Annotated in this window: 15 protein-coding genes and 1 tRNA gene; 7 read left to right on the top strand and 9 right to left on the bottom strand. The window is 34.1% G+C overall.

What is annotated here, in order from left to right:
* The first annotated feature begins 150 nt into the window (after window positions 1–150).
* A tRNA-Arg gene (locus G3A46_RS04180) sits at window positions 151–224 on the top strand.
* Between the two features lie 136 nt (window positions 225–360).
* On the opposite strand, the gene G3A46_RS04185 is transcribed toward G3A46_RS04180, so the two are convergent.
* The 8 genes from G3A46_RS04185 to G3A46_RS04220 all read right to left on the bottom strand — a co-directional run bounded on the left by G3A46_RS04185 (window position 361) and on the right by G3A46_RS04220 (window position 6,037).
* The gene (locus G3A46_RS04185) at window positions 361–567 is read right to left on the bottom strand and encodes a (4Fe-4S)-binding protein (RefSeq protein WP_165146604.1); all 207 of its coding nucleotides are present in this window, start codon (window positions 565–567) and stop codon (window positions 361–363) included.
* A gap of 4 nt (window positions 568–571) precedes the next feature.
* The gene (locus G3A46_RS04190; RefSeq protein ID WP_165146607.1) at window positions 572–1,147 is read right to left on the bottom strand and encodes a TMEM175 family protein; all 576 of its coding nucleotides are present in this window, start codon (window positions 1,145–1,147) and stop codon (window positions 572–574) included.
* Entirely contained in the window at window positions 1,144–2,037 is an 894-nt protein-coding gene (locus G3A46_RS04195) for a pirin family protein (RefSeq protein WP_165146610.1), read from the bottom strand. Before G3A46_RS04195 ends, G3A46_RS04190 begins: the two co-directional genes overlap by 4 nt.
* A 39-nt stretch (window positions 2,038–2,076) precedes the next feature.
* Complete coding sequence (locus G3A46_RS04200) at window positions 2,077–2,361, bottom strand: GNAT family N-acetyltransferase (protein WP_165146613.1); 285 nt, start codon at window positions 2,359–2,361, stop codon at window positions 2,077–2,079.
* A gap of 39 nt (window positions 2,362–2,400) precedes the next feature.
* Window positions 2,401–3,330, bottom strand: a complete 930-nt coding sequence (locus G3A46_RS04205) for a DUF5996 family protein (protein WP_165146616.1) — start codon at window positions 3,328–3,330, stop codon at window positions 2,401–2,403.
* A 168-nt stretch (window positions 3,331–3,498) separates the two neighbouring features.
* Window positions 3,499–4,476, bottom strand: a complete 978-nt coding sequence (locus G3A46_RS04210; RefSeq protein WP_165146619.1) for a zinc-binding alcohol dehydrogenase family protein — start codon at window positions 4,474–4,476, stop codon at window positions 3,499–3,501.
* Window positions 4,477–4,532: 56 nt separating this feature from the next.
* Entirely contained in the window at window positions 4,533–5,411 is an 879-nt protein-coding gene (locus G3A46_RS04215; RefSeq protein ID WP_165146622.1) for a pirin family protein, read from the bottom strand.
* Between the two features lie 113 nt (window positions 5,412–5,524).
* Entirely contained in the window at window positions 5,525–6,037 is a 513-nt protein-coding gene (locus tag G3A46_RS04220; protein ID WP_165146625.1) for a YceI family protein, read from the bottom strand.
* 350 nt (window positions 6,038–6,387) lie between these two features.
* On the opposite strand from G3A46_RS04220, the gene radC reads away from it, so the two are divergent.
* The 6 genes from radC to G3A46_RS04250 all read left to right on the top strand — a co-directional run bounded on the left by radC (window position 6,388) and on the right by G3A46_RS04250 (window position 11,882).
* A complete protein-coding gene (gene radC, locus G3A46_RS04225; RefSeq protein WP_165146628.1) occupies window positions 6,388–7,083 on the top strand; it encodes a DNA repair protein RadC in 696 nt (231 codons plus the stop codon).
* Window positions 7,084–7,152: 69 nt separating this feature from the next.
* On the top strand, window positions 7,153–8,385 hold the full coding sequence (locus G3A46_RS04230) for a hypothetical protein (protein ID WP_241836857.1): 1,233 nt from the start codon (window positions 7,153–7,155) through the stop codon (window positions 8,383–8,385).
* Complete coding sequence (locus G3A46_RS04235) at window positions 8,375–9,064, top strand: YjjG family noncanonical pyrimidine nucleotidase (RefSeq protein WP_165146634.1); 690 nt, start codon at window positions 8,375–8,377, stop codon at window positions 9,062–9,064. Before G3A46_RS04230 ends, G3A46_RS04235 begins: the two co-directional genes overlap by 11 nt.
* Before the next feature lie 49 nt (window positions 9,065–9,113).
* Complete coding sequence (locus G3A46_RS04240) at window positions 9,114–9,659, top strand: hypothetical protein (RefSeq protein ID WP_165146637.1); 546 nt, start codon at window positions 9,114–9,116, stop codon at window positions 9,657–9,659.
* Window positions 9,660–9,663: 4 nt separating this feature from the next.
* Entirely contained in the window at window positions 9,664–11,076 is a 1,413-nt protein-coding gene (locus tag G3A46_RS04245; protein ID WP_165146639.1) for a DUF5723 family protein, read from the top strand.
* Window positions 11,076–11,882 carry a hypothetical protein gene (locus G3A46_RS04250; RefSeq protein WP_165146641.1) on the top strand — a complete coding sequence of 269 codons (807 nt, stop codon included), beginning with the start codon at window positions 11,076–11,078 and terminating at the stop codon, window positions 11,880–11,882. Before G3A46_RS04245 ends, G3A46_RS04250 begins: the two co-directional genes overlap by 1 nt.
* Here the strand turns inward: G3A46_RS04250 and G3A46_RS04255 are convergent.
* Window positions 11,879–13,156, bottom strand: a complete 1,278-nt coding sequence (locus tag G3A46_RS04255) for a replication-associated recombination protein A (protein ID WP_165146643.1) — start codon at window positions 13,154–13,156, stop codon at window positions 11,879–11,881. The two genes, G3A46_RS04250 and G3A46_RS04255, sit on opposite strands and share 4 nt — an antisense overlap.
* Window positions 13,157–13,244 lie beyond the last annotated feature (88 nt).

Genomic DNA, 13,244 nt, shown 5'->3' on the forward strand with positions numbered 1-13,244 from the left:
TTTTGAAAACTTAATTGGCCACTGGGCGCAACTGAATATCCGCCCGAGCCGAACTGTCGTTAGGCACGTTCGGGCTGGGTGCATTAGATTTCGGTTGTGATCGATATGAATTTATAAGAAAAAATTATTTCGTGTTTAAATATTGTTAATGGCCGCGTGGCGCAACTGAATAGCGCATCAGATTTCGGCTCTGAGGGTTGGGGGTTTGAATCCCTCCGCGGTCACTAATAATGTAAAAAGCTATACATCAATTCAAGTAAAATTGAATTTGAGTATAGCTTTTTCATTTTATAATACTGCCTTGAGGTTAAAGCAAGTTAAAATCGATTTGAGTAATAGTTTTTATTATTCAAATTTGACTTATTGCTTTATACTTAAAGCTCCAGAAGGGCATTTAGACACTTGATTAATTAACTCTTCTGATGTCGCATTTTCTGGTTTTACCCAAGGCCTTTCTTTAGGATTGTAAACTTTTGGTAATGTTTTTACACATATACCTGAGTGGATGCATTTTTCGGCTTTCCATAATATGGTTACTTCTCCATTTGAATACTCTTTCGTGTCCATAATATTAATCTTTTAAAGTTTTTTCAATTCTCGGGTCTGGCACAATCCACATCAAGGCAACTCCTAAATATATCATTAAGCTAATGATTGGGATAAAGAAAGAAAAAACAACGCCTGAAAAGTATAATAATAGCGATAAATTCATTCTTTTGTCCTTACTATAAACCTTGCCTATGTTCGAATTTTTACCTTCGCTAAGGATTACACAATATACCATTATTTTAAATGCTACAGCAGCCATAAATAATACTACACCATAGATTGCCGTAGGATTAGCTTCAAAATGATTTTTACCCATCCAATCTGTGGCAAATGGAAAAAGTGAAAGCCAAAACAGTAAGTTAAGGTTGGCCCATAAAATCTTCCCGTTTACTCGGTTCACTGCTTGTAACAAATGATGGTGATTATTCCAATAAATCCCAACATATACAAAACTTAATAGATAAGTAAGAAATACTGGTAGTATAGGTCTTAATGCATCAAAAGTATAACCTTCTGGAGCACTCATACCCAAAACCATAATAGTGATGATAATGGCTAATACGCCGTCGCTAAAGGCCTCTAGTCTCCCAGTTTTCATAACCTGCGTGGTTCTGGAAGTGGAACATACTCGTTTTCATCTCCAACCACTTTTGGAAAAGCTTCTAGATTTTGTTCTTTCCAATCTTTCTTTGCTTTTTCAATAACTTCTTTATCTGAATTTACAAAGTTCCAATGGATATATCGTTCTTCTTCAAAGGGAATTCCGCCAAAAATATAAACGGTTGTATTCGGTGCCATTTCAAAGGAGCACAGTTTGCTATCCTTAGCAACTAGAATTTGTTTAGGTTCGTAATTATAACCGTCTGCATTAATACTTCCGTTTAAGATATATAAGGCACTTTCTCCATAAAGATCTTCACCAATGGTGATTTGTTGTTTTTCTGTGCTTTTTATTTCAATAAAATACAACTCACTGTGTACAGGAACTGGTGAGGTTTTGTCAAAAGCTTTACCAGCAATTAACTTAAACTCTGCACCTTGTTCTTTCCAATGTGGAATATCTTCTTCTTTTATATGAAAAAAAGTAGGCTCTGATTGTTCTAAATGCTTAGGTAAGGCTACCCAAATTTGAAGTCCGTGTAAGGTTTTTTCGGTATTTCTTAAATAATCAGGTGTTCTTTCAGAATGAACCACACCTTTACCTGCAGTCATCCAATTAACAGCTCCAGGCTTAATTTCGATATCTGAACCTAGACTGTCTTTATGTTGTATAGATCCTTCAAACAAATAGGTTAGGGTTGACAATCCTATATGAGGGTGGGGTGCAACATCAAGGTTTTGGTCCTTAGTCATAGTTGATGGTCCCATATGGTCGATAAATGTAAATGGACCTACAGATCGTTTTTGTCTGAAAGGTAATAAACGTCCAACCATAAAGTTTCCAATATCGGCAGCGCGTTCTTCTATAATTAATTCGGTATTAGACATAATTTATTTTAATTGTTTAAATGAATTTATAATTTAAGTTTAAGCCAAGACGTCTCTTAAACTTTCATCTCTATCAAATCTCATTTTTGCATATGGACAAAGTGGGATAATTTTTAAGTCGTTCTCACGAGCGTAATCAACACCTGCCATTACAAGTTGCTTGGCATATCCTTTTCCACCAAACTTATCATCCACTTCTGTATGGTCAATAATAAACTTTTCTTTTCCAGCCCAAGTAAAAGTCATTTCACCTGCTTCTTCATTATTGTCATAAATAACAAAACGTCCCTTTTTGCCATTATCTTCTAGTTCTAATTTTGTCATTTTATTTCGTTTTAAGTGGTCTTAAATATAAATTACTTTTTATAATTTTTCTAACTCAGGAACTCTAAATTTCTCAATATCCCAATTAGCTTTTTTAGCTCCTGCTTGATAAGTAGACTCTAGAAAGTCAAGTAAATCTTTTCTAGGGTTTTCTGATTTCAACAAGGCTTCATACTTTAAAAGGGCCATAGGGCTACCATTGCTTTCAATCCATTCGGCAGATTTAGGTGATATTTCTTCCTTGTCAATTCCTTCAGGAGATGGATAAGTATAAGAGTAAAATGCAGGTTCTGGAACATTTTCGTCCCCTGCCCAAAAGCCAAAGCTTATACATTCATGCGAATAAGCATCTTTATCAGATAATCTCGCTTCCGCAGGCATAGGAGGTGCTTCATTTCCATTAAACCTAGTAACTACCAAATCAAATGAATGCCAATAAAGCTGAACAGGACAAGATTTGCCGTAAAAACGACCACTAAATTCTTTAAACACATTGCCTATCCATAACATCGATCTCCATAAATCTTTAGTGTACTTTTTATCGTAGTGATGGTATTCCGTAATCTTTGAAAATGGTTTGTCTATGTTTAAATCGAAAGGCTTATCTACTATAGAAACTGCTATGTTGAGTTTATTAAGTATCTCTTTTAAATTTTTATAAAAATCTGCAACCGTAAGTTTGTCGTTCAAAGGGAAGTGCTCAAAATCTCCTTGGCTTGTTTTAACTTCTAATTGATGATCTTGTACATTAATTGCTATATCAAACTGATCTGCTCCTGAATTGTAGGGAATAGGACCTGTTGTAAATCCACGAGTTTCGACATATTCTGTAATATACCACCAGTGATTTTTTCTGGGAGTCATTTTTAAACGAATTTTCCCAATAATCTGTAAAAACAGATGTAAGGTCATCTTCTTTTGCACATTCTCCTTATAAGGAAGACTAGGTAATTGAATTTGATTTTTCATGCTGTTTATTTTAGATTAGAATTCAAAAAACGACGAAAATAGCTTTTGAAGCATTAATTAGTTTTTTGAAGAAAATTAAAAGTCTATCAAGTTACTAAATTTCTTGCTTTTTGTTGTGGCAATTACAGGATGGTTAGCGAATTATAACATATAATTAATACTTTAGAACTATTGGTTAATTGAAATTACTAGGCGTTTTCCTGAATCTATTTTCTGTTCCCATAAACGCTCTACGTCTTTAATGTCACCTTCAACCAATTCAATTTTTAGCTTGCCATCTGCAGCTAACTGGAACATTTCTGGAAGAACTTCTTTATGAAAACCTTCTAAATCTGTTTTTGAAAGGCTTCCAAATCCTGACCCTAAAATTTCAATAGCGGAACTTCTTAAAATACCTGAAGCTAAATTTATATTTTCTCCCGCCATCGAACCAACAGTTACAATTCGCGTATTGTGGGTGAAATTATTAAGTCCACCACCTTTCAAAGCAGTAATTATTAATTCTATTGGCTTTCCCCATAGATAATCAATAACTAAATCGATAGGAGTTTCTTTATGGATATTTTGAATTTCGGCAATAAAGGCTGAATCCTCTTGCTTTAGGCTTACGGTTTTATCAGCTCCTAAGCTCTTTGTTTTTTCTAAATTCTCAGGATTTCGTCCTGTAGAAATGATGGTTTTTGCTCCGTAATACTTAGCAAGTTGAACTGCTAATTGTCCAGTTACCCCTGTAGCGCCATTTATAAGCACAGTATATCCAGGCTTGATTTCTCCTCTAACTTTTAGCGCCATAGCACCTCCCAATACAGCATTTGGCAATGCCGCTGCTGTATTAAAGTCGAGGTTTTCAGGAATTAATGTATAACTGTTTTTATTGATTAAAGCTTTTTCAGCAATCATCCCAGTTATACCTTGTGCATAAATTCGAGTGCCATCTTCTAGAAACCCAACGCCATCCATTCCAACTATAGCAGGCATTTCTTTATGACTAGCGTAGTGTTTACCGCTAGCTCGAATTTTGTCCAGATTTTTTACAGCTGCCGCTTTTACTTCCAATAATAATTGCTCGTCACTTTCTATTTGTGGATTTTGAAAATCCTTGTACTTAGGGGTTTCTCCTAATTTTTCTATTATAGCTGCTTTCATTTTTTTTAGTCTTTAGGTTTTTTAAAAATATTTATTTTTAGAAAATTAAGATTAAACTAGTCTTCTAAATATCCAAACTTACCAAGGTTAAAGTCGTTGAAAGCTTGAATTAATTCTTCTCTAGTATTCATTACAAACGGACCTTGTGCTGCAATAGGTTCGTTTATTGGTTCGCCACTTAAAACTAATACTAATGCATCATCTGTAGCTTCAATTTCGAAGTTTTCTCCGTCATTTGCCATTAATGCAAAATGATTTGTTGGTGTTTTTTCTTCTCCATTTACTATTATATTACCTTCTAATACTAGCAAAGCAGTGTTGTAATGTGATGGAAAGTTAAAATCTGCTTTTCCCCCTTTTTTCAGTCTTGCATTGAATAAATGAACTGGTGTAAAAGTAGATGCAGAACCTTTTTTGTCTTTGTATTCACCTGCAATTACTTCAATTACTCCTGCGTCATTTGGCAAATTATAACGCGCAATATCTTGGTTTTTTATCGCTTGGTATTTTGGGTTAGCTTTTTTGTCCTTTGCAGGTAGATTCACCCATAGTTGTACCATCTGAAATTCACCACCTTTTTTACTCCATTCTTCTTCGTGATATTCTTTGTGTAATACTCCATTAGCTGCGGTCATCCACTGTACATCTCCTTCCCCAATTACACCACCACCGCCACTGCTATCGTGATGTGCAACTTTACCTTTATACGCTATAGTTACAGTTTCAAAGCCTTTATGTGGATGCACACCAACACCTCTTGGTTTATCGGACGGAGGGAAATTATAAGGTGAATTGTAATCCAACATTATAAATGGATTCATCCGATGCATGTCTAAACGAAAACCGCTAGGAATAAAATTATGTACGCGAAAACCATCGCCAACAAAATGCGGCTCTCTTGGGCTAGCTATAAATTCTACTGTTTTTGTTTTCATTATTTCGAGGTTTTAAATTAAATAAATAAAGGTCGGTAGAAAGTTTCAGATCGAATAATCGATTTTGAAGCATTAATCTACCGACCTTTAGGATAAAAACTAAAGTGTTTTTATTATTGTTTGATAAACTGAAGGTTAGCGATTAATTTTACTTTATCACTCACTACAATATTACCTGCTTCAGTAACTGCACTCCAGCTTAAGTTGAAGTCCTTACGGTTTATTGTTCCTGTAGCCTCTAATCCAGCCTTAGTTTGTCCGTATGGGTCTTCAGCTATACCATTAAAGTCTACGTCAAGAGTGATTTCTTTTGTTATATCTCTAATAGTTAGGTCACCAACCATTTTATCGCCGTCAAATGACTTAGATTTAAATGTAAGTTGTGGGAATTGCTCAGCATTGAAAAAATCATCCGACTTTAAATGCGTGTCTCTATCTTCATTTTTAGTGCTAATTGAATCAACTTTTGCATTAAAAGCGAATTCTGCATTTTTAAATGAATCATCTTCTGTTTCTGCAGTAGCCTCAAATTCTCTAAAACTTCCAGTTACAGTTGAGATCATCATGTGTTTTACTTTGAATTCGATTTCAGAGTGAGTCGGGTCTAATTTCCAGTTTGTTTTCATCTTTATATATTTTTTTATGTTAAACGATTTTATTTGAGACAAAATTACGTCGCATAATTCTACTGTGCATTGATGTATGTTAAGAAGTGATATATCGTTCTTATTTCAAATGATTAAAGCTTAGTAGATTATAGTACCAATACCACTGAAAATCTACTGAGTGAGACCGTAGCTAGTGTAAAGTGAGAATTATATTTAGAGTCTTCATTAATAAAATCCTTATCAAAATTTATTTCAATACCTAACTTTACAAGTATGGTTTTATGTATTGATATTCAATTTGTTATGGTTGTTTTTGTTTTCGATTTCTCATTTTTCATTACTATATTTAAGGTGTTAAATACAGTATTATGGAGGAAAACCATTCATTTTCTATAAAAAACTGGAACGAAGACGATCGCCCTCGTGAGAAGTTGTTGTTGAAAGGTAGAATTGCACTGAGCGATGCAGAGCTTATTGCAATATTAATTGGATCGGGTAGCCGAAACGAAAGTGCTGTGTCTTTAAGTCAGCGAATACTTGCTTCGGTAAATAATAATTTAAGTGAATTAGGAAGGCTTTCAATATCCGATTTAATGGAGTTTAAAGGTATAGGTGAGGCAAAAGCGGTTTCAATTACTGCTGCAATGGAATTAGGCAGACGAAGAAGAACAGGTGAAGCATTAGAAAGAAAAAAGATTACTTCAAGTAGATCAGTTTTTGAGTATGTTCAACCAATAATCGGGGAGCTTCCTCACGAGGAGTTTTGGATTCTTTACTTAAATAATTCAAACAAAATAATAAAAAGCGTTCAATTGAGTAAGGGTGGTATTACAGGTACTGTGGTTGATATTCGTTTAGCTTTCAAGGAAGCACTGCAAATAGGAGCTGTAGGAATAATTATGGCTCATAATCACCCTTCGGGTACTTTAAAACCAAGTCACGCAGATATACAATTAACAAAAAAACTTAAAGTTGCAGGAGAAAGCTTAGACATTAAGGTGCTAGATCACCTTATAATTACTGAAAAAGCGTATTTTAGCTTTGCCGATGAAAATATGCTTTAACGCTCTATGTTGTTAATCTACACTCAAAAAGTTACTCCTAGAATTTCCTATATATTCAAGCATATATGTTTGCGGATATTAGGTATCGATATTTCGTTTACTTCAGGTATTGAAGAATTTATTGCACATCAAGGCCCTAAAATTTCATATGGGAAAAAACCAATGGGGAATGAGCTTTTTTTCCAAAGTCACGGACTATTAGAACAACAAGGGATTGAAGCTACCGATATTACGGTTAAAAAATGGGATGATACTTTTGGGTTTTTTGCAGTCTCAAACATTAGTTCTTTACCCTTTGATATTTTTTCGGCTAGTTTTTATATGATTACTCGCTATGAAGAATATCTTCCGCATGTAAAAGATGAATTGGGACGTTTCATGGCCTCGGAAAGTTTGGCGTATAAAGAAGGTTTTTTGCAACAACCAATTGTCGATATCTGGGCATATAAATTTAAAGAACAACTTTTGGAGGCTTTTCCAAAAATGGAGTTCCCCGAAAAGAAAATTGTTATTCACCCTGTAATTGAAGCATCACAAACATTTGCCTATAAACAAAAAGGTTTATTCCGAACAGTTGTGGGGTATCTGGATAGCTTTTTTCGAGCAAAATTTAGAGATATCATTTTACGAACCCAAGTAATTTTAGGGTTTAAGCGAGATCCTTTAGATACTTTTAAGTGGATGGTGAATAAATCTACGAGAAGTAATTTTAAACTTACAGTTTTTTTTATGCTAGGAGACGCTTTGTCTTTTAACGAAAGTATGAACACGCATCGGCAAAAGTTTAAGATGCTTATAAAATATGTTTCAGACTATAAGGAGGTGGGTTTAATGTTTTCGTTCAATGCGTTGGGTAATTATGAAATGTTGAAAGATGAAAAAAGAAGGATGCAAGAAATTACAAATCGCTCACTTACTAGTTCGATGAATTCGGAGTATCTTGTAAATCTTCCTGATTTATATAGATACTTAGTAGAACTTGAAGTAAAACGAGATTTCACTATGGTTTTTCGTGACACTGTTGGGTTTAGAGCAGGGACTTGCACCCCTTTTCTTTTTTATGATTTGGATTATGAAATTAAAACTCCGTTAATTATTCATCCGTCAGCAATGACTACATTGGCATTTAACAAGAAATACGCTTCAGATATTGATAAAACAGTATCTACAATGCTTAAAGCGGTTGATGACGTTAATGGAACTTTTACAATGACTTTCTCTAACAAAGACTTTTCTGCCTTAGATAATCAAAAGGTATGGAGGAAAATATTTTCAGAAAAACTACAGGAATATGCTCAATAAGAAAATAACGGATGTATTTTTTGACCTCGACCACACACTTTGGGATTTCGATAAAAACTCTGGATTGGCATTCCAACGCGTTTTTAGGAAGCATGAAATAGACATTCCACTTTCCGATTTTTTAAAGGTTTACGAACCAATTAATCTTGAATATTGGAGAATGTTTCGTGAAGAACGCGTAACAAAACAAGAACTTAGAAGAGGTAGATTGTCAAAAACATTTGATGTATTAGCATTCGATTATACTATAGATTTAATAGATTCACTCGCTAATAGTTATATAGACGAGCTGCCTGGAGACAATTACTTGTTTAGCAATACCTTTGAAACCTTAGATTATCTTTCAGAAAAATATAGACTTCATATTATAACCAATGGTTTTGAAGAGGTTCAACGTAAAAAAATAGATAATAGCGGTTTAAAAAAATACTTCGCAACTATAACTACATCGGAAGAAGTTGGATTAAAAAAGCCACATCCAACTGTTTTTTATACCGCCATGGAAAAAGCTTCTGTTACTCCCGACAAAAGCATAATGATTGGAGATAGTTTTGAAGCCGATATTCTAGGAGCTCAAAATGCAGGGATGCACACATTGTTTTATAACTACCGAAATGAAGCAGTGAAAAAACCTTTTATTGCCGTTAAGGAACTATCTGAAATTAAGGACTATCTCTAGTAATAATTTAATTTTTAAGGCGTTATGCATAAGTAACCTATAGAAACTTATGATAAGAACGCTAGCAATATCGATTTCCACTCTTTTTTTATGCCTTTTTTTTACAGCGTGCGTTAGAGATACCGATTTCGATCAAGCTGAAGATATTTCATTATCTCCAATAATGGAATTGGATTTAATTTATTTCAATTTACAGGCAAGCGATTTTTATGATACAATTAATGGTACACCCATTCTAACATTGCGGGATACAACCGAAATTAAATTTCTGGACGATAGCACTTTACAAGAGAGTTTAAAACGCGCTGATTTTTATTTCAAATTTACAAATTCTATTCCGCGAAGTTTTCAAGTTGACTTTGAGTTTTTAAGTGAAGAAAACATTATTACCTATGAAACTGGTACTGCCGTAGAGCAAGGAGAAGTTTCAACGCCTGTAATTACTGAATTCACACATATTGTTGAAGGCGAAGCTATATCGCAACTTACATTAGCTAATAAGGTTGTTGTTTCAGTAACTATTCCATCTTCCAACGAAAACCTACAAGGAACGCTTAATATGAAATCCAAAACCACATACTTTTTGGAATATTAATACTATGCGAAATTTTTTGACTGTAATGTTTTTCCTAGTAGGAGTATTGGCTATTTCTCAAAATAAGCAAATACTCTATGGTTTTGATGATACCCCACAATCTCTAATGTTAAACCCTGGAAGTAAAGTAATTCACAAAAAACATTATGGTATTCCGTTGTTGTCCCAAATTCATATTAACGGTGGTTCTTCAGGAGTTTCGGTTTATGATATTTTCAATAATGGCAATGATAATATTAATGATAGAATCACAAAAAAGATATTTGAAATGAAGAATACCGATTTCTTTACTGCTACTCAGCAATTAGAGTTGATAAATTTTGGGTGGAGAGCAAAGAATGAAATATTTTTTTCTGCAGGAATCTATCAAGAATTCGATTTTATAAGTTACTTCCCTAAAGATTTAGCAATATTGGCTTGGGAAGGCAACAGTGATTATTTAGACTATAAATTTGATTTAGGTGAAGTTAGCACTACTGGCGATTTTATGACGGTTTATCATTTTGGAATGAATAAAAAGATTAATGAAAAGCTTACTGTTGGTGCTAGATTAAAGCTCTATTCGAGTATGTTTAGTTATCGAAGTGTAAATAATACTGGAACCTTTGTTACACGACTTGGTGATGAAAACTCGGAAAATATTTATGAGCATACCATAGAAAATGCCGATGTAAGTGTTGAAACTTCTGGTTATGCTTCCTTACGAGAGCTTGATGGTCCTAATGAAGTTATTAAAGAAGTTTTAGGTAGAGCCTTATTTGGTGGAAATATTGGGGTAGGAGTAGATTTGGGCTTTACTTATGAGATTAACGACGCTTTTGTACTTACGGCTAGCGCCTTGGATGTAGGGGCGATTTTTCATAGAAAAGATGTAGAGAATTATCGTGCACACGGAAATTATACACTCGACGGAATTAATTTAATCTTTCCAGCATTAAGTGATGGTGAATCTACCTATCCTTATTACGATGATATTGAGGATGAATTTGAACGTGAAATTCCAATCGATACACTTCACAATAAATACACTCAGTTTAGACCTGTAAAAATTAATGCAGGCTTGAGTTTTGGTTTTGGAAGATTTTTTGCTTCAGACGATTGCGATTGTATGAATATGGATAAAGGTGTTTTACACAAACAAAATGTAGGAGTTCAATTTTATTCTATTTTTCGACCTAAAGGGCAACAATTGGCGGGAACGCTCTATTACAAAAGAAGACTAAACGAGTTTATTTCAGCAAAAGCTACTTATACTGTAGATTCTTATTCTTTTTCAAATGTAGGTTTAGGAGTTTCTGCTGATGTTGGGTCGGTAAATTTTTATGTGGCTGCCGACAACCTTCTTAAATACGGTAATTTGGCAAAAGCAAAAAGTGTATCTTTACAGCTAGGTTTCAACATTATTATCGACGATTAATGACAAGAATATTATTTTTTTTAGCGGCATTATTTTTAAGTGTTACAGTTTATTCTCAGAACAAAACATTGAGTGATTACAGTTACGTAATAGTGCCAGAGCAATTCGATTTTTTAAACGGAAAGGATATGTATAAATTGAATTCTATGACAGAATTCTATTTAGAAAAAAATGGATTTAATGCATATATGGCAAATCTTGCTCCAAATGCAAATCGTTGCGATGGTCTTTTTGCTGATGTGGAAAAGCTTAATAGCATTATTGGCATTAAACTCCAAGTAGTTTTGAGAGATTGTAATGGGGAAGAGGTTTTTAGAACTCATGAAGGGAGAACTAAGTTTAAACAATACGACAAAGCATATCAAGATGCATTAAGAAAAGCATTTAATAGTTTTAATTCGCTTCGCGTTAAGCAAAAAGATGTAGTTCTTTTGAGTGAAAACTCTACAGTTAATAGTGAAGTTGCTTCTATAAAAAAAACACAAGTAGAAGAGGTAATATCATCTACAGTTAAGGAAAATACAAATACTACAAAAGAGATTTACATCCCAGAAGCTAAGTTTTCAAACTATTCTTATTTAGGGAAAACGTTCTTGCTACGTAAAACTGATAAAGGCTTTTCACTTTATGAAGAATCTAATAAAGCTAGCGATGGACTACTTTTAAGAGGTACTTTAGTTATAAACAATAATCATTTAGAATATACCGATACTTCAGGTGTAACCGGAAAGGCAGCCTTTGATGCATCTGGTGATCTTAAAATCAACGATGGAGCTTATTTAAAAGTTTATAAACTTCAAAATTAAAAGTCGTATTTGTCCTTCCAAAGATGTTTTAAATACGTTTTAAGCAAGTTTTCTTTTGCATTATTTCCAGGTTTATAAAAGGTAGTGCCTTTTATTTCTTCAGGTAAAAACTCGTGGGGCACAAAATTGCCTTCATAATTGTGTGCATATTCATATTCCTTGCCATAGCCTAATTGCTTCATAAGCTTTGTTGGAGCGTTTCTAATGGATAATGGTACAGATAAGTCGCCAGTTTGCCTAACCAAACTCTGAGCCTCGCCTATGGCTTTATATGATGCGTTGCTCTTTGCTGAGGTAGCTAGATAGATGGCACATTGACTTAAAATAATTCGAGCTTCAGGATAGCCAATTAAATTAACTGCTTGAAAAGTACTGTTTGCAAGTAGTAATGCGTTTGGGTTTGCCAAACCAATATCTTCGGATGCTAAAATTACCATCCTTCTGGCAATAAATTTTATGTCTTCTCCGCCTTCAATCATTCTTGCTAACCAATAAACTGCTGCATTAGGGTCGCTTCCTCTAATTGATTTTATAAACGCCGAAATAATATCGTAATGCTGCTCGCCAGTTTTGTCGTAAAGCACAGTGTTTTTCTGTGCCTTTTGCATAACCAAATCGTTGGTAATTGTAATCTTCTCGGTGTTTTCTGATAAAACTACAAGCTCTAAAATGTTTAATAGTTTTCGAGCATCTCCTCCAGAGAGTCTTATTAAAGCTTCAGTTTCCTTTAGCTTTATATTTTTCTTAGACAAGATTTCATCTTCTTTTAAAGCTCTTTTAAGAAGCGCTTCCATGTCTTCACGACTAAATGACTCTAAAATGTAAACCTGACATCTAGACAATAATGCAGGAATAACTTCAAAACTTGGATTTTCTGTTGTAGCACCAATTAGTGTTATCCATCCTTTTTCTACGGCGCCTAACAGTGAATCTTGCTGCGACTTGCTAAATCGATGAATCTCATCGATAAAGAGAATTGGATTTTTTGTAGAAAATAGATTGTCGCTTTTTTTTGCTTTTTCAATTACTTCACGGACTGCAGCTACACCACTGTCTATAGCGCTTAATGTATAGAAAGGCCTATCTGTATAATTGGCAATAATATTGGCTAAGGTAGTTTTTCCAGTTCCTGGAGGACCCCAAAAAAGCATCGATGGAATCATTCCTGTGCTTAATTGTGAAGTTAAGGATCCCTTTGGACCAACTAAGTGTTGTTGGCTTAAATATCCTTCAAGAGTAGTGGGGCGTATTCGTTCTGCAAGTGGTGCGTTCATAGACTTCAAAATTACAATTTTATACTATCGGATTCACTGACATTATATCATAAATTAATTTTGGGATTGTTTTTTGTAACTTACTTCT

The organism is Aequorivita sp. KMM 9714, assembly GCF_011065475.1.
Taxonomy (GTDB): domain Bacteria; phylum Bacteroidota; class Bacteroidia; order Flavobacteriales; family Flavobacteriaceae; genus Aequorivita; species Aequorivita sinensis.